We start from the raw sequence: 18,507 nt of genomic DNA, 5'->3' as shown, positions 1-18,507 counted from the left end.
GTTGTTCAGACATGTATTTTTCCTTTTGTTATCAGAATCCTAAAGTACGCATTCTGGAAAAGATAATATAAAAACATTTTGTTTTCAATTAAAATTTACTTTCCATCTCCGGCAATGATAATCCGGCGCTAAGCATATCTTTTTCAATGTATTATTGAATGGCGCAGAAATAGGCGCAAAGCTTAACAGGAATTATTATTAATAGTAACTATAAAATCATAATTTTCAAGGAGATCTTTATGTAATATCAGGGTGGGCCGATAGGAAGCGGTATAAGGTCGCCCGTCCGATGCCGAGAAGTTTGGCCGCTCTGGTCTTGTTCCCTGCGCATTTTTCCAGGGCGGCTTTGACAGCATCGATTTCGAGTTTCCTTAAAGGTCCGGTTCCGGAGCGGATTTTTGTACCATCCTTAATTTCCATGGGCAGATCATTAGGCAAAATTACTTTGGCGCGGCATTTTACAATGGCATACTGCAGGGCGTTTTGCAGCATATGTGAAGGAGAATCGTATATGTATATGAGTCGTGCGCCGAAGTCAAACAGGACGCTGTATAAAATCGCGAAGCGATTTTATATCTGATAGGGTATTTTCCGGTTTAATATGATGGTTTTCAAATCGATATGCACGTCGTAAACCAGTATCTCGATTCCGTTCTCAGCCGCGCGTCTCAATTCTTCGCCGTAGGCGGGATCGATATGGTCGGCCGGCTTGAACATCCTGGCATCCATGCGTTGAATAAGATAGAACATGACGCAGCGAAAACCTGAAGCCGCAAGTTCCTGCAGTTCAATCAGATGCTTGCGCCCTCTGCGGGTGACGGCGTCAGGGAAGAGGGCAACACCTTCTTCAACCAGGGTGCAATTTTTAATTTCTATGTAGCAACGGTCCGTCTTCCCCCTGCTTAACATAATATCGAGCCGGGAACTGCTGGAAATTTTAACTTCCCGAGCCAGGTGGTCATAACCGTTAAGTTCTTGCACCCGGCCGGCTTTAATCGATTTGGAAACCAGCCGGTTTGGCACCTGCGTGTTGATACCTACAAATGAGGCGGGCATCGCGATGATTTCCCAGGTATACTTTAGTTTCCGTTTGGGATCGTCGTGGTACGACAGATAGACCGGGCGACCGGGCCGGCAGCAGGCCTTCATGCTGCCTGAATTGGGACAGTGGGCCGTAACGACCTTTCCATTATCCAATTGTACATCTGCTATGAAACGCTTGTATCTTTTAACAAGGATGCCGGGGATAAGTTCAGGCCAGAGCAGACCCGGGCTTTTTTTTGAAGTTTCAGGCGTGTTCATGTTTATCTTTTTAGCAGATCTGAAATTGAATCGAAACCCAAAACATTTATTTTCCCTAAGCTGAAATTATTATGCGGGACCTTTTATTTGAATTCCCCCCTGCTTGTCGGAGCGGTGCGCAGATCCCGTCTAGCGGGGCAGCGCGGGATGGATTCAAATAAAAGAAAGGATAGCAACCTTTTTAATGCGAAAGTGCGGTGCCTTTCGCTTATTAGATCCCGTCCCGTTTTCAGCGGGGCGGGAGTTTCATAAAATCGTAACACGATTTTATTTGCGCACTTAAGGCCACCGACAGATAAACAGCTGATTTTAAAAAGTTAATGTATGCTTTAAGTGTTGCAAACCTTCTTCATGAAAAATCCGGGTCAATCTACTCCTTGAAAAGTTAAATAATCTTTGTTAAATAAACAGTTTCTGTGGGTGCCCGTTACCTGTATTTAATTATTGTTACTAACGGTAAGCCAGGAGGATGGAAATGCCTGAAAAAAAAGATTTTATTATCAAAGACAAAAGAATGTTTTCGGAAGAAGGCCAGGACCACCAGGAAGAAGAAAGGGCTGCAAAGGAAGAAGAAAGGGCTGAATCTTCTGAAGAAGAAGCGCAAGCTCCCGATTCAGAAGATGCGGCTGCATCCGGGGAGGATGCCGAAAGTTTTCAGTTGCCGGAAATAAATTTTGCAACCTTTATATTTTCTTTGAATTCTTCGGTGCTTGCGCATCTAGGGATAATCGATGATCCTGCCTCCGGGAAAAAGGTGAAAAATTTAGCTCTTGCAAAACAGACCATCGATATTTTGGGGATGTTGGAAGAAAAGACTCGCGGGAATTTGACCGAGGACGAAGAGAGTATGTTGAAAAATATACTTTACGATCTGAGAATGATTTACGTCAAAGAAAAAGGTTAGAGAGAGCCCGGATGAAAAATTTGGGATAGTGGGATAGACAGAATCTGAGAAATGCCTATGAAGATTCTTGCTCCGGCAAAAATAAACCTGTTTTTACAGGTTTCAGGTAAAAGACCAGACGGCTACCATGATTTGATCAGCCTGATGTGTTGTATCACTCTGTACGATACGGTAACACTCACCTTTGGCATTGGGGCCACCGCTGTTGTCTGCAAGCATTGCGGCGTTCCGGAAGACAGTTCAAACCTTGCTTTTGCAGCTGCGGATCTTTTTTTTAAATCCCTGGGCAAAAATGAAGGAGTTGGTATTTTGATTGAAAAACAGATACCGGTTGCAGCCGGTCTGGGCGGGGGAAGCAGTAATGCTGCCGCGGTTTTGCTGGGATTGAATCGCTATTACGGGTATCCGTTTTCGCATGAAGATCTTGCCGCCCTGGGGCTCTCCATCGGGGCGGATGTCCCCTTTTTTTTACTAGGCCGGCCGGCCATCGCTACCGGCATCGGTGAGAAGCTGGAAGCTTACGCGGGGCTTGAGAAGTTAAAGATTTTACTTATTTATCCGGGATTTAGCGTTTCGACGGCCGAGGTATATAAAAAACTGAATTTAGGATTGACAAAATGCAAAAAAAAAATTAATTATTCACTCTTGGGAAAAGAGGACTTTGATGTCAGGCAACATTTGTGCAACGATCTAGAAACCGTTGCCGCTTCAAAACACCCGGAGATACTTACAGCAAAAGAGGCGCTATTGAAGCAGGGGGCAATCGGCGCCCTTATGTCAGGCAGCGGGTCGACCGTATTTGGACTTTTTACTGATTCCGCAACAGCCCAAACGGCAAATAAGGCTCTTTTAAGAAATGATAATTGGCAGCTGTATCTTGTGGATATGATAACGTCGGATACAAGCTGATGATGCAGGATAGATGAGTCAAACTTGATGGCGTCGTAAAAAGCCGAATTCGCCAGGTGTTTGGTGTTTAGTATTTTGTGTTTTGTAGGATTTTGCATCTTTGCTTATGGGGCGTAGTCAAGTGGTAAGACACAGGATTTTGGTTCCTGCATTCGGAGGTTCGAATCCTCCCGCCCCAGCCAGACTTTGCTGGCCGATTATCTGAGACGGGGAAAAAATAGATGGAAGATTTTATAATTTTTTCGGGTAATTCAAACCCGCAGCTTTCCCAAAAAATATGCGATTATCTGGGTGTTGCCCTTGGTGGTGAAAAAGTAAAGCGATTTAGTGACGGTGAAATACAGATCGAAATCGATGAAAACGTAAGAAAAAGAGATGTATTTATTATTCAATCGACCTGTGCGCCGGTGAACGAAAACCTGGTGGAACTGCTGCTGATGATAGACGCCATGAAGCGTGCTTCGGCTACCGGGGTTACAGCGGTAATTCCTTATTACGGCTATGCAAGGCAAGACAAAAAAGTAGCACCGCGTGTCCCTATCAGTGCCAAGCTGGTTGCGGACTTGCTGACGGTTGCCGGCGCCACCAGAATTATTACCATGGATTTGCATGCCGGCCAGATACAGGGTTTTTTCAACATTCCGGTTGATAACCTTTTTGCAGCACCCGTGCTGATCGATTATATGAGGGAAAATTTTGATGGGGATCTTGTAATTGTCTCTCCTGATGCGGGAGGAGTTGAAAGGGCTCGGGCCTTTGCCAAGCGTCTGAATGCACAACTTGCTATTGTTGATAAACGCCGGGATGCGCCCAACCGGGCGCAGGCCATGGCCGTAATCGGGGATGTAGCCGGAAAAGTAGTGGTTATTCTCGACGATATGGTTGACACTGCCGGCACCTTAACCGAAGCTGCCGAGGCTCTTACAGAGAAGGGGGCCCAGGAGATCCATGCTTGCTGTGCCCATGCGGTGCTGTCCGGCCCGGCGGTTGAGCGCATTGAGGCTTCGGCTTTAAAAACCATGGTTGTTACCGATACAATACCTTTACAGAAAAATGCCCAAGCCTGTGAAAAGGTAAAAGTACTTTCAATTGCAGCGCTGGTTGGTGAGGCTATTGCCCGCAGCCATATGGGAGATTCGGTAACTTCTCTTTTTGTATAAAAAACATACCGTTTTTACTAGTGTTTAAGGAGGAAGCATACTTGGATTTTGTAGAACTCAAAACCAATATTAGAACACAAGTCGGCAACGGCCCGGCTAGAGCCTTGCGGCGTCAGGGAAAGATACCGGCTGTACTTTACGGTTCGGATACGGAACCTATATTGCTTTCGGTTGCCGTCAATGACCTGGAACAGGTTCTGAAAAAAAGTAAGGTCGGTCAGGTTCTTTTGAACGTTGTGATTCAAAACGGCGAAACATCCACAAAGTCTGCCATGATCAAGGAATTGCAGACCCATCCGGTTTCAAGGGATTTTCTACATGTCGATTTCTATGAAATCGCCCTGGATCGCAAGATAACGGTTAAAGTTCCTATTGCTATTAAAGGCAAATCAATAGGTGTGGAAAACGGGGGCCTTTTGCAGATTGTAAGAAGAGCACTGGAGGTATCGTGCCTGCCCTTCGAGATACCTGAATCGATTGATATTGATGTTACCGACCTTGACATTGGCGATTCGATCCATGCCGGCAAGATCGCAATAGAAGGGGATATTGAATTGATGGATGACGACCATTTTACGGTCGTAACCATTCTCAGCCCGAAGATTGAAGAAGTAGAGGTCGAGGAATTGGAAGATGAAGAGGAAGCTGAAGAGCCCGGCGCGGAAGACGAGGCCGCCGCGGCACCTGATGCCGGCGATGCAGAATAGTCTTTTTCTTTTCTAAACCTGTCTTGATTGTTTGAAACATGCAACCCAAAAGAGTTCGCCTGGTCGTTGGATTGGGAAATCCAGGTGATACATACAGGCAAACCCGTCATAATGTCGGATTCATGGTTTTGGATGAGGTTGCCGATTTTTGTTCGGTTGCCCTTAAAAAAAGCAGGTCTTTTCCCAATTTGTTCTATGGACGCGGCACTATAGAGGGTGTTAACACTATCCTGGTTAAACCGCTGGCCTTTATGAATCGCAGCGGGCCGCCGGTACAAAAAATATCAAATTATTATAAGATATTATGCGAGGATGTGTTGGTAATCCACGACGACATAGACCTTGCATTTGGCAGATTAAAAATAAAAAAGAGAGGAGGCGATGGGGGACATAAAGGCGTAAGATCGTTAAGGCAAGCCTTGGGCGGCGATGAGTTTGTACGCCTGCGCATCGGCGTCGGGCGTTCTGAAAATGAGATTAGTGTTACTGATCATGTTTTGGGCCGATTTGATCCGGAAGAAAGAAAGGTGCTGGAGCAGATCAGTACCAAGGCCCGTGAGGCGGTTGTTACGATCTTATGTAAAGGTACAGAAGAAGGCATGAACAGATTCAATGACAAGAGAATTCTAATCGACAGCTAAGTTTTCAGATGGAGGAAAGAATGGAAGTTGTAATGAACAATATACCGTTGATTTGCACGCTGGTCGGTGCTGTAGGGGTACTTTTTGCGATTATTCTGGCCGGAGTAGTCAAAGGCGCGCCGGCCGGAGATGAAAAGATGCAGGAGATTGCCGCTGCTATTCAAGAGGGCGCTATCGCCTATCTTAACCGCCAGCTCAAAAGTATGAGTGTTGCCGGTATTATAATTTTTATCATCATCTATTTCACCTTGGGTCCCAAGGCTGCCATTGGATTTATGATCGGTGCCGTGGCATCATTTTCGGCAGGGTATATCGGCATGCGGGTATCGGTTATCGCCAATGTGAGAACAACGGAAGCTGCCAAAAGTGGGCTGGCGGCCGGCCTGTCCATGGCCTTCAGAGGCGGTACGGTTACAGGGATGATGGTGGCCGGTCTGGCACTGATGTCCGTGGCCGGGTTCTATGCCGCCACCCATGATATTATCGCCCTGGTGGCCTTAGGATTCGGCGGCAGTCTGATTTCGATTTTCGCACGGCTCGGCGGCGGTATCTTTACCAAGGGAGCTGATGTGGGTGCCGACCTTGTCGGCAAGCTCGAGGCCGGTATTCCTGAAGACGATCCCCGCAACCCGGCGACGATTGCCGACAATGTAGGCGACAATGTAGGCGACTGTGCCGGTATGGCGGCCGATCTTTTCGAGACCTATGCGATTACGGCCGTGGCGGCCATGCTTATCGGTTCTCTTCTGTGGCCCAAAAACCCCATGGTAATAGAATTCCCGCTGGTGCTGGGCGCGATTTCCATTATCGCTTCCATCATTGCCGTTTTCTTTGTGAGACTCGGCCGCAGTGAATACATCATGGGCGCCCTGTACAAGGGTATGTTCGGCGCTGCCATCATAGCGGGCGTTGCCTTCTATTTTGTAAGCGTAAAGCTTATGGGCGGTTTGGGTGAAATTTCCGCCATGGACATTTACTATTGTACGCTGATCGGGCTTATTCTTACGGTTGTGATTGTTATCATTACCGAATACTACACCGGTATTTACGGGCCGGTTAAATCCATTGCAACTGCATCCACGACCGGCCACGGCACAAATATAATCGCCGGTCTGGCGGTCAGCATGCAGGCCACGGCTCTGCCGATTCTGGCCATCTGCCTGGCAATTTTTATGGCATACCGCTTTGCCGGTCTTTACGGCATTGCCATGGCAGCCATGTCCATGCTTTCCATGACCGGCATGGTGATTGCCATCGATGCTTACGGGCCCATTACCGATAATGCCGGCGGAATTGCCGTAATGGCCGGCCTGGACGATAGCGTACGGGCCGTCACCGATCCGCTGGATGCGGTCGGAAATACCACCAAGGCGGTTACCAAGGGGTATGCCATTGGTTCGGCCGCTCTGGCGGCCCTGGTTCTGTTTGCAGCCTATGTACAGGAATTTGCCCTCCACGGCAAAGGGGCTGAAATTAAATTCGATCTGGCCGATGTAAATGTTATCATCGGTCTTTTTATCGGCGGCCTTTTGCCCTACCTGTTTGCTTCGGCTGCCATGAAAGCGGTCGGCGCTGCCGGCGGCGCCGTGGTTGATGAGGTCCGTCGCCAGTTCCGCGAGATTCCGGGTATTATGGAAGGTACGGCCAAACCCGATTATGCGGCTTGCGTTGACATTGTTACCAAATTTGCCTTAAGCGAAATGATCGCTCCGGCACTGCTGCCGGTAGTGGCACCAATTGTTGTCGGTTTATTGCTGGGCAAGGTCGCATTGGGCGGCATGCTCATCGGTAGTATCGTTACCGGTGTTTTTTTGGCCATTTCCATGACTACCGGCGGGGCGGCCTGGGACAACGCCAAGAAATATATTGAAGACGGCCACCTGGGCGGCAAGGGCAGCGATGCCCATAAAGCTGCCGTTACCGGTGACACCGTCGGCGATCCTTACAAGGATACCGCCGGTCCTGCCATTAACCCCATGATCAAGATATTGAATGTCGTTGCTTTGCTGATGGTACCATTTCTGTAGTAGGTTACGGCATTCACATAAAATCTGTTAAATTAAAAAAGGATTGGCGCATTATGGCGCCAATCCTTTTTTATTGATTGTTGTTTGGATGTATGCTATAAAATGATAAAGGGTTTCTTAAAATCATATAAGTTGGTGCAAAGATGAGTAAGAAAAAAGCCAAGGAACAGCCGAAACCAGCCGGCCAAAAAGTGCGGGAATTTAAAGTGGGTGATCTTGCCGTCTACCCGGCGCACGGTGTTGGCCGGATTAATGCCATTGAAACCAAGATTGTCAACGGCGAAACTCATGACTTTTATATGATGAAAATACTCGAAAACGACATGATCATTATGATTCCTACATCTAATGTGGAGCAAGTGAGATTAAGGGATATCATTGATAAAAAAGAGATACCCAAAGTGTACGAGGTCATGAAGCAAAGACGGGAATCCCCTGCCGAAACCCAGACCTGGAATCGCCGTTATCGAGAATATATGGACAAGATCAAGACCGGTTCACTTTATGATGTGGCCGAGGTTTTCAGGGATCTTTCCCTTTTAAAATTAACAAAAGATCTCTCTTTCGGCGAACGCAAACTTTTCGATACGGCCCAGCTTCTGCTGGTAATGGAACTTTCCACCGCTAGAAATACTGATGAACAGACAATTATTTCAGAGATCGAGCTACTGCTCGCACCTGAAAAAGAGCAAGGCAGCGAGAAATCCGACGACTCCGAAAATATCGATAATTCTGACAAATAACCCTCTCCTACACAAGCATGCCCAATGCAAGTGCCTTTACAATTCTGGTTGATGAGGCCAACTCAGGCCGGCGCCTTGATTTGTTTGTTGCCTCCCGCATTGCTGCTTGCAGCCGCGCTGTTGCCACCGGTCTGATCCGCAATGGAGCCATAAGGGTACAGGGAGTGGTTAAGAAGCCAGGCTATCGGGTGAGGCCAGGGGATGCTATTAGTGGACGCATACCGCCGCCTGTGCCGGTGGATCTGGTACCTGAGCCGCTTGATATCAATATTCTTTTCGAAGACAAGCACCTTATCGTGGTTAATAAGCCGCCGGATCTTGTCGTCCATCCTGCGCCGGGGCACGCGACCGGCACTTTAGTCCATGGACTTCTTTATCACTGTCCGGATCTTGAAGGGATTGGCGGTGAGCTCAGGCCGGGGATTGTGCACCGGCTTGACAAGGACACCTCCGGAGTTCTGGTCGTTGCCAAAAACGCTGTTGCCCATCAGCACCTGGCCAGGCAATTCAAGTCAAGAAAGATTAAAAAGGACTACCTGGCGCTTGTTCATGGTGAAATGCAAGCGGAATCAGGCACAATTTCTTTGCCCGTGGGGCGCCATCCAACAGACAGAAAGCGGATGTCGACCGCAAGTCGCAAAAGCCGCGGAGCCGAAACTTCGTGGCAGGTCAGGAAGCGGCTCTGGGGTGCAACGTTGATTGATCTCAAGTTGAAAACCGGACGCACTCACCAGATCAGGGTTCATTGCACCGCCATGGGCCATCCGATTGTTGGTGATACCGTATACGGTGGCCGCAGGACGCGGAAAACCATTGCAAAAGGCAACGGCTTGTCAGACATTTTTGCTGCTGTCACCAGACAGATGCTGCATGCCCGTCGCCTGGAATTTGTCCATCCGGCAACAGAAACAACCGTTACATTTGAAGCGCCTGTTCCACGAGACATGCAAGAACTGATAAGAGCCTTGCGCCTGCAGAAACAGAGCCCGCCTAACCCGGACAATTCATAACTTAAACTTGCGATTCACCTTGAAGTTAGCATTTTTTTATTATATCCTTATATTACTCCAATAGGGCGAGGGTCCTAGGTTCTTCTCAACTGTCGATAAAGGAGATACCGCTTTGAAAGACTTAATCACACGCATAGCACAGGCATTGGTTGACCATCCGGAGCAAATAGTAGTTACGGAAGTAGAGGGTTCTCAGATTTCGGTAATCGAACTTAAAGTGGCTAAAGAGGATATTGGGAAGATAATCGGCAAGCAGGGCCGGACTGCGCGAGCCATACGGACCATATTAGGCGCTGCTTCTGCCAAGGTAAAAAACCGCGCTGTTCTGGAAATTATAGGATAGTGCAATAGTTTTCCTAGAGGGTGTGCTCATGTCTGCCGCGCATTTATGATTTCTTGCAAGCTCTCTTTTTGTGCCTCTATGAAGAAGTATTTTTGCTTTTTGCTGGCTATGCTATTATTGCTTGATGGGTGCGTATCATCAAATATCGAAGACCCTTCTATTTTGAAAGCAGAAGGGTTTAAGCAATATACAAAGCCTGAGATATATATAGAAAATTCTCTTATTTCTCAACCAGAAAGCGGAAAAAAATATACAGATTCTGAAAATAGTTCCAGTCGATCTGAAAATTATCAGTCAGAGCCGGCCGGGGCCCAAGATGCAAAGCCCGGTTTTGAATGGGTTGCCGGGCCGGACAGAGATACAACTTGGGATGAGGCCCGGTCTTGGGTACAAAGCCTTACAATTAATGGCAGCGGCTGGCGCATGCCAACCATGGAGGAACTGAAAACTCTTTATCAGCAAGGCGACATAACTGTTTTAGCAAATACAACTGGGAGCTGGGTCTGGTCCGGGGAAACTAAAGGATCTTTGGCGTGGCTCTTCAGCTTAAGCTATGGTCTTGATAAATGGACCAAGCGCAGTTACGCTATGAGAAATCGGGGTTTTGCCGTACGTTCCAGGAAATGATGATTGAAGCTAAAGACTCCATGGGAGAGAATCTATGAAAACATGCCCTGCTTGTGCGGGTGAAATAAAAAAAGAGGCCCTTAAATGCCCTTTTTGCGACGAGTTTTTAAATAAATCCGATCAACCCAAAACAAAATGGTATTTTTCTACCGCAATTGTTGTGATTGCGTTCCTCTCCTTTGGTCCATTTGCTTTGCCGCTGGTATGGTTGCATCCGCGTTATAAAAAAGTTACTAAGTTTGTGGTCTCGTTTATAGTTATTGCACTTACTGTTTGGTCTTATTTTATTATGAAAGACCTGTACCTACGGTTTCGGGATCAAGCCAAAGCGCTGGGGCTCTTCTAAAAAAAAGAGCGCTAAGGTCTCACAACGCTTTGCGCTCAGGGATGCCCTTTGTCCTTTAGTTTCACGAGTTGTCCGGATCGTAACAGTAAATGCAGCAGTTCAGGCAGCGGTTGGACTCATAAATAGCATCTTCTTCAGTGATAACAAGGTCAGCTTCCGCAAATGATTTTGTGCGTTCATCCACAGGGAGTTCGGGCATCGGTGTGCGCTTCTTTTTAACGATCCCCGGCACTGAATCAAAAATCGATTCCTGTATATTATTTTTAAACAGCGTTTTTTCAGGCGGCGTGAGATCCTCGCCGGTCAGGTACATGTGAATCGAGCGGGCGGCCCGCCGGCCTCCGCCGATAGCGGATACAACCAGATCAGCGCCGGTGGCAGAGTCACCGCCGGTAAAAATATACGGTATACTGGATTGCAGTGCTATCTCATCTTCGGAATCGATGGTATTCCAGCGTGTAATCTTCAGATCTTGGTCGAGCATTTTGTTTTCTTTCTTGAAAAACACATCCGGACCTTGACCGATGGCCGTAATCAGCATGTCGATTTCGAGGACAGTTTCGGAGCCTTCTATGGGGACCGGTCGGCGCCGGCCGCTGGCATCCGGTTCACCAAGCTTCATCTTCAGGTATTCCAGTTCAATAACATTGCCGTCCTCATCACCGATGACTTTTGTCGGGGCCGCTAAAAAGACAAAATTGATGCCTTCATGTTCGGCGGCGACGATTTCAACTTCGTTGGCCGGCATTTCTTTGCGGGTACGGCGGTAGACGATCGACACCTCGTCAGCACCCAGGCGCATCAGGGTACGAACACAGTCAATGGCCGTGTTGCCGCCGCCGATGACCACGCATTTTTGGCCGACAAAGGGCCGTTCTTCATCAGGTGTTTCCTGCTGCCATTCGGCAAAGTTGGTTAAAAAACTAATGCCTGTATAACAGCCTTTAAGATTTTCACCTTCAACCCCCAGAGTGTAATCCTTCCAGGCACCGATACCTAAAAATACAGCGTCAAATCCGGAGGCGATCAATGACCCAACGTCAAAGTCGCGGCCGAGCTTTACGTTGGCCTTGTGTTCGACCCCCAGATCCAGAATTCCCTGGATTTCCCAGGCCAGCACCTCTTTGGGCAGCCGGTATTCCGGGATGCCGTATCGAATCATGCCGCCAAGCTTGGGATTGTCGTCAAAGATGGTGACATCGTGTCCGAGACGACGCAGGAAAAAGGCACAGCTCAATCCGGCCGGGCCGCCGCCGATAACAGCCGCTTTCTTGCCGGTAGAGGGGGCCACGGATATTGGCAGGTGCGCGCCTGAATTCATTTCATGGTCGGCCACAAAGCGTTTGAGCTGATTGATGGAGACGGCCTGGTCTTCAAGGCCCCGGCGGCATTTGACTTCACACGGATGGGGGCAGACCCGGCCGCAGGACAGCAGCAGCGGATTACGCTCGCGGATGGTGTTGACGGCGCCTTCGTAGTCGCCGTGTTTGATCTGCATAATATATTTGGGGATGTCGATTTCGGCCGGACAGGTTTGCTGACAAGGGGCGATGCGGTCGTCAAACTGATTGAGATGGAGCAGCTTTTGGGACATGGTCTTGATTTCCATGATATCTTTGGGGCAGACTTTTTGACAGGCGCCGCATCCCACACAGTTGAGTTCGTTTACAACCGGATATCCGTGCGGGCCGATTTTAAGGGCATCAAAGGCACAGGCCCTGACACAATCGCCTAAGCCCAGGCATCCGATGGGGCATTCCTTCTGGCCGCCGTAAAGAGAGACAAGGGCCTGGCAACTGTTGATTCCCATATAATGGAATTTGTTGTGCGCACGCTCGCCGCCATCACATGTATTGTAAGAAAGCAGCGCTTCAGCGGTACCCGGATCGACCCCCATAACGCCGGCTATATTATGTGACGATTCAGGGCCGGCAATAATGCAGACGCTGGGCAGGGCTTCACCGGCAACCACGGCAACCGCTGCGGCTGAACATCCGGCATAGCCGCAACCGCCGCAATTTGCGAGTGCTGTGAATCCTTCCACTTCTGCAATGCGGGGATCCTCGTAAACATAAAAAACTTTGGAAGCAATACTCAGTATGCCTCCGCAGGTTGCTCCCAGGCCCAACATAAATAAAACGGCTGCTAACACCATATCCTCCTTTAGACCATGCCTTTGAAAGCAAAAAATGCAAGTGAAATTATTCCGGCCGTAATCAGTCCGATGGATGAATCCTCAAGCGGTTTGGGGACTCTGGCCAAAAGGATGCGTTCCCGCACCCCGGCAAAAAGGATCAGGGCCAGACCGAAACCGACGGCATAGGCAAACGATGCGACCAAAGCTTGCATGAAAGTATATTCCGCACTGATATTGAGAAGTGCAATGCCCATGATGGCACAATTGGTCGTGATCAGGGGCAGAAAAATGCCAAGTCCGGCATAAAGCCCGGGGATACTCTTTTTTAAAAACAGCTCTACAAACTGCACCAGAGATGCAATCACGAGGATAAACGCCACCGTTCTGAGGTACTCGAGACCAAACGGTTTTAGAATCCATGTTTCCGTAATCCACGTGATAATGCCCGCAAGTACAGTGACGAAAATAACGGCCATGGACATGCCGATGGCGGTTTCCATTTTCTTTGATGTGCCTAAAAAAGGGCAGTTACCCAGGTACTGGGCCAGCAGAATATTGTTTGTGAAAATACAGCTGATTGCAAGAACTATAAAATCGCTCATCTAACTTCTCCTTATCAGTCTCCAACCAGGTTCATGAGGCAAAGCAGAAGCCCCAGGCTGACAAATGCGCCGGGGGCTTCGACCATGAATGTAAAAGGCTGGAAGGAAGGTCCAAATATTTCTTGCAGGCCGATAACGGAAGTGGTTGTCGTCCAAATGGTTAAATTGTTGGCACCGAGCAATTCACGTACAGCACCGAGGGCCGCTAAAGAAAGGGTAAAGCCGACACCCATACCCAGACCATCCGCCAATGAGAGCATAACACCATTTTTGTAGGCAAAGGCCTCGGCGCGACCCAAAATGACACAGTTGACGACAATCAGAGGGATAAATATACCCAAAGACAGAAACAGCGGATAAGTATAAGCCTGCATCAGCAGTTCCGCCACGGTAACAAACGCCGCAATAATGATAATGAAACAGGCTATTCTTACCTGGTGTGGAATGATATTGCGCAATGCTGAAACCAGAATATTGGAACACACCAGCACAAAGGCTGTCGCAACCCCCATTCCGATCCCGTTTTCCACTGTTTTGGTTACAGCCAGGGTAGGGCAGAGGCCCAGGACAAGCCGAAGCGGCGGTACTTCTTTCCACAGACCTTTGACAAATTCATGGGTGAGCGTTTTTGTCATCTTGTTCTCCCTACTGGTTGAATTCCTTTAATTTTTCTACAAGCTGGGGTTTAAGTTTCCGGTATATATTGCCGGCACCGGTGGCGGCTACACAAACCGCCCGTGAGGTAATGGTGGCGCCGCTCAGGGCGTTGACCTTGCCGCCGTCCTTGGTAATTTTCAGCGCTTCTTTGATGGACAAGCCTTTAAATTGAGACGTAAAATCGGGATTAGTCTTTGCTGTGGCCCCTAATCCGGGAGTTTCCATATGGGTGGTCACACCGACGCCGACAATCGTGTCGTCTTCAATATTGACGCCGACCATCAGGCCGACATCGCCGCCGTATCCTTTCCCGTAGCTTTCAAATGCCACGGTGTTGGCTTTGCCGTCAAATTTGCCCACAAAGAATTTTCTTTCCGTATCGCCGTCTTTGATGGTGAAGCGATCGGCAATGGGATCATTGGATGCGCCTTTTAGAATTATTTTTATCGCAGGGCCTTTGACAAATTTGAGCTGCTGCACTTCGATGCGGGCAGCGGTTGCATTCTTGAGGCTGGCAAGCACGCCGCCCGAGAAGGTGCTTAAGACTGTTAAAACAACGACCATTGTTATCATTTCACGCATGTTACACAACCTTTCCCAGCGCTTTTGGCCTGATGTTGTCACAAATCGGATTGACAAGATTCATAAGCAGGAGCGCAAAAACCACACCGTCAACGTAGAAGCCGATGTTTCTTATCAGCACGGTCATTATCCCCGCAGCGGCACCGTAAATCAGCATGGGGATAAAGTTGACCGGAGATGATGAATTTTCGGGCGCCAGAAAAAAAGCGCCGATTAGCGTGTAGCCGGTAAATAGATGAAAAAATGGCCCGGCATACAGCTCGGAATTGCTGATATTAAACAGAAGGGCGGTGATAAAGACACCCGCTAAAAAAGAGACCGAAATTTCCCAGCGGATAAACCCGCGGGCAATCAGATAGATGCCACCGAAGATAAGGCCCAATCCAAAGGTTGCTCCGATGCCTCCGGACTGCTTTCCCAGCAGCAGACCTGCTGTGCTGAAGGCTTCAACACCCGCTGTACCCAGATGTTTGGCAGCGGCCAGCGGATAGACCATGGCAAAGCCAAAGTCGTAATTCACCAGAACTTCGTTAAAATCAAAAAAGTTTTTCCAGGACAGCATCAGTATTGCTAAACTGAGCAGGACCGGGTTGAAAGGGTTGCTGCCGATGCCGCCATATATATGTATTCCGATAACCACCGCAACAAAAGTTCCAGTTATCACCAGCCACCAGGGAGCTGATGCCGGCAAGAGCGTAGCAAAAAGGAAGCCGATAAGGGCAGCGTTTCCATCGCCGATGCTGGTGGTCCGTTTTGCCACCTTGTTAAACAGCAGTTCCCAAATAATAGCAGATGAAATGGAAAGTGTTACAACGGCGACCGCAGGCATCCCATAGTGAAAGAAGCCAAATAACACCGCCGGCAGTGCCGCCAGCATTGTATGATAATTTCGAATGGATATTGTGCTCCCGATGTGACAGAAAGGAGCGTGTGAAACGATCAGATTTTCGTGATTATGCATCCATTGCCTCCGCTGCATGCATCCGGCCGAGTTCATATTTTGCCAGCTTGATATAGTGAAAAACCGGCATTTTTGATACACAGACAAAGCTGCAAAGACCACATTCGATGCAGGAATACAGGTCGTATTGATCGGCGGCCTCCTCATAATGTCCGGCTTCGAGCAAACGGACCAGCATGTTAATCGGAATATTGGCCGGGCATATCCTGATGCAGTCACCGCAGTTTATACAGGGATAATCTGAAACCAGGGCGACGCTTTCGCTATCCTGAACAATAATGGCGTCGGTATCCGCCTGAACCGGGTAATCTTCTGAATAGACGGCAGAGCCGGTCAGGGGTCCGCCCAGAATCAGGCGTTCTTTGGCATGCAAGGTCACGTCATAAGCTTTCAGAATTTCGCTGATCGGTGTTCCGATTCTGACTGATATCATTGACTTATCCCTGTTTTTATTAACAAATGTTAATATTTTGGTAACGGGAATGCGGCTTTCTTCAAAGGCTTTGCCAAACGCTGCAACTGCTTCGGCGCTCAAAAAGCAGACCCCCAGCTCTTCACAACTTTTGCCGGCAGGGACTACCTGGTCCAACAAACTTTGCATCATAAGATGCGGGAGTGTGGCCGGATATTCAGAAGCGACAACTCTGACCTGGGTTCCGCCGGCGATCGCTTCTTGCATGAGATGCCGGGGTACGGCCATTAAGATGTTGTCAACCCCGGTTATTTGCTTTAAAATTTCGATTCCGCTTTTAATGGCCTTGATATGCGTTTTTACAGCATACTGGTTGGTTGTTATAAGTAGATCGCGGTCGACGCCGCAGATTATAATGGTATGAATCGGTGCGTCCGTCTCTGAAAAGGCTTTGAAAGAAGGGCTGCCCGGCATGCCGCACAGAAAATTTCTGGCAGTATCGAGAGTTGGGTTGGCGGCCAGCTCAGCAAACTGATGGTCGAATTCTTCGTTTTCATCAACATCGATTGATATGGCCGTATAAGACTTGCCGTAGTCACCTTCAAATGTGGAAATCGATGAGATAGTGCCGGTCACCGAAGCAATTACATAGGTATCCGGGTCTGTGGAATAAGAAAGTTTCTGGCCGGTTTTGACTTTATCCCCGATATTAAACAGGATCGAATCGTTACGGATATGGGATTTTTCCAATAGAAGCGTGACCTTTTTAGATGCCGGAATTAAACGGGGTTCCGGCTGTTCCGCATCAAGGACTTCATACTCAATCCGGGGTTTTGCCAAACCGATAAAAGATTGTTTTATCATCGTTTAACCTTTTTTCAATTCAAGTAAAACGGCATAATAAAAACCGTCGCCTGTAATTGCAGGCGGAGGGCTTACAAGATGTGGCACCAGACACATCTCTCCTCTACAGGGCCGATTTCAATCTCCAGATGGCAGTTTTCACATTGATCGTGAAAGGCATCAGTTCTTTCAGTAACTACTATATCTTCATCGAGATCTTCTTCATCATGGCATTCCATACAAGGTTCAGGATAGGCTAGTTCTTTTGGTTTGTACGGGTGACAGTCGGCGCAAAGCTGAACCACAGGCTCCTTTTCTTCATCTAAAACCGCTGATCCCTCAAACACATAATGATGATGGCAATCTTGGCAGGCAAGGGCCCTACCTGTGACGGCAACATGTGCCTTGTGGTCAAATAAGGATTTGCCTGCAACCGATTGGTACATTATCCGTAATGGTTCATCCGGTGTTTTGGCAGGAAAGGCGGCAAAGCTTAAAATACCCACAATCAACAGGACCATAGCCAGGCTGTGAGCCAGTTTCAGTTCTTTTTGTGGACCCATTTTTACACATTCCTTTCAACATCAAGCTATTGCCGGGTAGGCCTAAAAACCAAGGAGAACGGGTATCACAATGCCCAAAAGCTTTCAAGTCCTTTTTGTCCTGAAAGGAAAAAAGCTCAAAAAGTTGTCGAAAATTAAGGGGCAAACTAACAGAGCAGGATATCAGTCGGGCTGGCATTTTAAAATGAAAGTTTTGGCGATATTTGAGGAATAAACAATAATCTGCTTCATGAGATCCATCAGTTCCATATGTACTTCATGGGTTTGGATGGACTCCTTGCGATCATGGCGGATCCGTTCCAGATGCTTTATGCGGTATTGGGCTTCCAGATCCAGGTATTTACTTTCCTTGGCCATAATGTCGCGCGCCTTTTCCAGGTCTCTTTCAGCAAAAGCTTGCTGCAGATGGTCGATTTGCCGGCATACCTTTTGATGATAAATCATCAATTCTTCTTTGCCTTCAATCGAAAAGTCAGTATCAAGCTCTTTCTTTTTAGCGATAAGCGGCATCATGTTTCTATGGATAAGATCGCCAATACTCTCTATGTCGTTAGCGATTGAAATCATTCCATAAATTTCGGAGGTCTGGTCTTCCGACACACCCTGCCGGACAATTTTAACGAGATACTCACCAACTTTCTCATCCAGAAAATCGATTTTTTCTTCGCGCATTGTAATAACCCCCGAAGAAGAAGCTGAAGATACTTGTTAGGGCCGCGGCAGAGATCAAAAAAGTTGCTGGTTTGTACATGGGTACCTCCGGCAGGATGAGTGAACTGAAAATATTAATTGAACTGCACAGCGAGCGCTAACCCCGCAGCTTGTCGAAGCGAAGCCCAGATCCCGCCTAACGGGGTTGCAGCGTAGCGGAAATCCCGCTTTGCAGGGCGGCAGGGAGCTTCAAAATAATGAAAAAATCGAATATTAGAGCTATAGCTCTCCCGGCTTGCTTGCAAGGATTCTATCAATTTCATTTTGATCTTTAATGTCAGGATTATCCAGGCCCACAGCCGACATACAAATGTCAATCC

The 18,507-nt window shown here is 48.1% G+C and carries 21 protein-coding genes and 1 tRNA gene; 12 read left to right on the top strand and 10 right to left on the bottom strand.

Going from position 1 to position 18,507, the window contains the following annotated elements; all coding sequences use genetic code 11:
* Positions 1–237: 237 nt before the first annotated feature.
* Together V3S16_RS01990 and sfsA are read right to left on the bottom strand one after the other, a co-directional pair.
* Positions 238–492, bottom strand: coding sequence for a helix-turn-helix domain-containing protein (locus V3S16_RS01990; RefSeq protein ID WP_413882997.1), 255 nt, complete (start codon positions 490–492; stop codon positions 238–240).
* Between the two features lie 78 nt (positions 493–570).
* Complete coding sequence (gene sfsA / locus V3S16_RS01985) at positions 571–1,302, bottom strand: DNA/RNA nuclease SfsA (RefSeq protein WP_413882996.1); 732 nt, start codon at positions 1,300–1,302, stop codon at positions 571–573.
* Between the two features lie 475 nt (positions 1,303–1,777).
* Between sfsA and V3S16_RS01980 the strand changes: the two genes are divergently transcribed.
* From V3S16_RS01980 to V3S16_RS01925, 12 genes are all read left to right on the top strand, one after another.
* On the top strand, positions 1,778–2,206 hold the full coding sequence (locus V3S16_RS01980; protein ID WP_413882995.1) for a DUF1844 domain-containing protein: 429 nt from the start codon (positions 1,778–1,780) through the stop codon (positions 2,204–2,206).
* 51 nt (positions 2,207–2,257) lie between these two features.
* Positions 2,258–3,115 carry a 4-(cytidine 5'-diphospho)-2-C-methyl-D-erythritol kinase gene (ispE, locus tag V3S16_RS01975; protein ID WP_413882994.1) on the top strand — a complete coding sequence of 286 codons (858 nt, stop codon included), beginning with the start codon at positions 2,258–2,260 and terminating at the stop codon, positions 3,113–3,115.
* Positions 3,116–3,222: 107 nt separating this feature from the next.
* Positions 3,223–3,297 (top strand) — tRNA-Gln (locus V3S16_RS01970).
* 39 nt (positions 3,298–3,336) lie between these two features.
* Positions 3,337–4,275 (top strand): ribose-phosphate pyrophosphokinase, encoded by a 939-nt coding sequence (locus V3S16_RS01965; protein ID WP_413882993.1) that lies wholly within the window; start codon positions 3,337–3,339, stop codon positions 4,273–4,275.
* Between the two features lie 41 nt (positions 4,276–4,316).
* Entirely contained in the window at positions 4,317–4,982 is a 666-nt protein-coding gene (locus tag V3S16_RS01960) for a 50S ribosomal protein L25/general stress protein Ctc (protein ID WP_413882992.1), read from the top strand.
* Positions 4,983–5,020: 38 nt separating this feature from the next.
* Positions 5,021–5,623 (top strand): aminoacyl-tRNA hydrolase, encoded by a 603-nt coding sequence (gene pth / locus V3S16_RS01955; RefSeq protein WP_413882991.1) that lies wholly within the window; start codon positions 5,021–5,023, stop codon positions 5,621–5,623.
* A gap of 20 nt (positions 5,624–5,643) precedes the next feature.
* The gene (locus tag V3S16_RS01950) at positions 5,644–7,650 is read left to right on the top strand and encodes a sodium-translocating pyrophosphatase (protein WP_413882990.1); all 2,007 of its coding nucleotides are present in this window, start codon (positions 5,644–5,646) and stop codon (positions 7,648–7,650) included.
* A 143-nt stretch (positions 7,651–7,793) separates the two neighbouring features.
* Positions 7,794–8,393, top strand: a complete 600-nt coding sequence (locus V3S16_RS01945) for a CarD family transcriptional regulator (protein ID WP_413882989.1) — start codon at positions 7,794–7,796, stop codon at positions 8,391–8,393.
* 17 nt (positions 8,394–8,410) lie between these two features.
* Positions 8,411–9,403 (top strand): RluA family pseudouridine synthase, encoded by a 993-nt coding sequence (locus tag V3S16_RS01940; protein WP_413882988.1) that lies wholly within the window; start codon positions 8,411–8,413, stop codon positions 9,401–9,403.
* Between the two features lie 112 nt (positions 9,404–9,515).
* A complete protein-coding gene (locus V3S16_RS01935) occupies positions 9,516–9,746 on the top strand; it encodes a KH domain-containing protein (RefSeq protein WP_413882987.1) in 231 nt (76 codons plus the stop codon).
* Positions 9,747–9,824: 78 nt separating this feature from the next.
* Positions 9,825–10,373, top strand: a complete 549-nt coding sequence (locus V3S16_RS01930) for a DUF1566 domain-containing protein (protein ID WP_413882986.1) — start codon at positions 9,825–9,827, stop codon at positions 10,371–10,373.
* Positions 10,374–10,407: 34 nt separating this feature from the next.
* Positions 10,408–10,719: a zinc ribbon domain-containing protein gene (locus V3S16_RS01925; RefSeq protein ID WP_413882985.1), complete on the top strand. Its 312-nt coding sequence runs from the start codon at positions 10,408–10,410 to the stop codon at positions 10,717–10,719.
* A gap of 61 nt (positions 10,720–10,780) precedes the next feature.
* Here the strand turns inward: V3S16_RS01925 and V3S16_RS01920 are convergent, their stop codons facing one another.
* The 8 genes from V3S16_RS01920 to V3S16_RS01885 form a co-directional block, all read right to left on the bottom strand.
* Positions 10,781–12,874, bottom strand: coding sequence for an FAD-dependent oxidoreductase (locus tag V3S16_RS01920; RefSeq protein ID WP_413882984.1), 2,094 nt, complete (start codon positions 12,872–12,874; stop codon positions 10,781–10,783).
* Between the two features lie 8 nt (positions 12,875–12,882).
* Positions 12,883–13,458: an electron transport complex protein RnfA gene (locus V3S16_RS01915; protein WP_413882983.1), complete on the bottom strand. Its 576-nt coding sequence runs from the start codon at positions 13,456–13,458 to the stop codon at positions 12,883–12,885.
* Between the two features lie 14 nt (positions 13,459–13,472).
* A complete protein-coding gene (gene rsxE / locus V3S16_RS01910) occupies positions 13,473–14,093 on the bottom strand; it encodes an electron transport complex subunit RsxE (RefSeq protein WP_413882982.1) in 621 nt (206 codons plus the stop codon).
* 10 nt (positions 14,094–14,103) lie between these two features.
* Positions 14,104–14,697 carry an RnfABCDGE type electron transport complex subunit G gene (gene rnfG / locus V3S16_RS01905; protein ID WP_413882981.1) on the bottom strand — a complete coding sequence of 198 codons (594 nt, stop codon included), beginning with the start codon at positions 14,695–14,697 and terminating at the stop codon, positions 14,104–14,106.
* A 1-nt stretch (position 14,698) separates the two neighbouring features.
* A complete protein-coding gene (locus V3S16_RS01900) occupies positions 14,699–15,658 on the bottom strand; it encodes an RnfABCDGE type electron transport complex subunit D (protein ID WP_413882980.1) in 960 nt (319 codons plus the stop codon).
* Positions 15,651–16,934, bottom strand: a complete 1,284-nt coding sequence (locus V3S16_RS01895) for a 4Fe-4S dicluster domain-containing protein (protein WP_413882979.1) — start codon at positions 16,932–16,934, stop codon at positions 15,651–15,653. Before V3S16_RS01895 ends, V3S16_RS01900 begins: the two co-directional genes overlap by 8 nt.
* Positions 16,935–17,005: 71 nt before the next feature.
* Positions 17,006–17,476, bottom strand: a complete 471-nt coding sequence (locus V3S16_RS01890; protein ID WP_413882978.1) for a cytochrome c3 family protein — start codon at positions 17,474–17,476, stop codon at positions 17,006–17,008.
* A gap of 162 nt (positions 17,477–17,638) precedes the next feature.
* Positions 17,639–18,148 carry a PhoU domain-containing protein gene (locus V3S16_RS01885; protein ID WP_413882977.1) on the bottom strand — a complete coding sequence of 170 codons (510 nt, stop codon included), beginning with the start codon at positions 18,146–18,148 and terminating at the stop codon, positions 17,639–17,641.
* Positions 18,149–18,507 lie beyond the last annotated feature (359 nt).

The organism is Candidatus Desulfatibia sp. (assembly GCF_036446775.1).
In the GTDB taxonomy this organism is placed as follows: Bacteria; Desulfobacterota; Desulfobacteria; order Desulfobacterales; family UBA11574; genus Desulfatibia_A.
The sequence above is the reverse complement of the archived record's forward strand: the minus strand, read 5'-3'. Positions and strand labels throughout refer to the sequence as shown.

Bases quoted from the DNA above. Each gene is read 5' to 3' on its own strand.
- V3S16_RS01990 (WP_413882997.1), bottom strand. From the start codon at position 492: ATGCTGCAAAACGCCCTGCAGTATGCCATTGTAAAATGCCGCGCCAAA.
- sfsA (WP_413882996.1), bottom strand. From the start codon at position 1,302: ATGAACACGCCTGAAACTTCAAAAAAAAGCCCGGGTCTGCTCTGGCCT.
- V3S16_RS01980 (WP_413882995.1), top strand. From the start codon at position 1,778: ATGCCTGAAAAAAAAGATTTTATTATCAAAGACAAAAGAATGTTTTCG.
- ispE (WP_413882994.1), top strand. From the start codon at position 2,258: ATGCCTATGAAGATTCTTGCTCCGGCAAAAATAAACCTGTTTTTACAG.
- V3S16_RS01965 (WP_413882993.1), top strand. From the start codon at position 3,337: ATGGAAGATTTTATAATTTTTTCGGGTAATTCAAACCCGCAGCTTTCC.
- pth (WP_413882991.1), top strand. From the start codon at position 5,021: ATGCAACCCAAAAGAGTTCGCCTGGTCGTTGGATTGGGAAATCCAGGT.
- V3S16_RS01950 (WP_413882990.1), top strand. From the start codon at position 5,644: ATGGAAGTTGTAATGAACAATATACCGTTGATTTGCACGCTGGTCGGT.
- V3S16_RS01945 (WP_413882989.1), top strand. From the start codon at position 7,794: ATGAGTAAGAAAAAAGCCAAGGAACAGCCGAAACCAGCCGGCCAAAAA.
- V3S16_RS01940 (WP_413882988.1), top strand. From the start codon at position 8,411: ATGCCCAATGCAAGTGCCTTTACAATTCTGGTTGATGAGGCCAACTCA.
- V3S16_RS01930 (WP_413882986.1), top strand. From the start codon at position 9,825: ATGAAGAAGTATTTTTGCTTTTTGCTGGCTATGCTATTATTGCTTGAT.
- V3S16_RS01925 (WP_413882985.1), top strand. From the start codon at position 10,408: ATGAAAACATGCCCTGCTTGTGCGGGTGAAATAAAAAAAGAGGCCCTT.
- V3S16_RS01920 (WP_413882984.1), bottom strand. From the start codon at position 12,874: ATGGTGTTAGCAGCCGTTTTATTTATGTTGGGCCTGGGAGCAACCTGC.
- V3S16_RS01915 (WP_413882983.1), bottom strand. From the start codon at position 13,458: ATGAGCGATTTTATAGTTCTTGCAATCAGCTGTATTTTCACAAACAAT.
- rsxE (WP_413882982.1), bottom strand. From the start codon at position 14,093: ATGACAAAAACGCTCACCCATGAATTTGTCAAAGGTCTGTGGAAAGAA.
- rnfG (WP_413882981.1), bottom strand. From the start codon at position 14,697: ATGCGTGAAATGATAACAATGGTCGTTGTTTTAACAGTCTTAAGCACC.
- V3S16_RS01900 (WP_413882980.1), bottom strand. From the start codon at position 15,658: ATGCATAATCACGAAAATCTGATCGTTTCACACGCTCCTTTCTGTCAC.
- V3S16_RS01895 (WP_413882979.1), bottom strand. From the start codon at position 16,934: ATGATAAAACAATCTTTTATCGGTTTGGCAAAACCCCGGATTGAGTAT.
- V3S16_RS01890 (WP_413882978.1), bottom strand. From the start codon at position 17,476: ATGGGTCCACAAAAAGAACTGAAACTGGCTCACAGCCTGGCTATGGTC.
- V3S16_RS01885 (WP_413882977.1), bottom strand. From the start codon at position 18,148: ATGCGCGAAGAAAAAATCGATTTTCTGGATGAGAAAGTTGGTGAGTAT.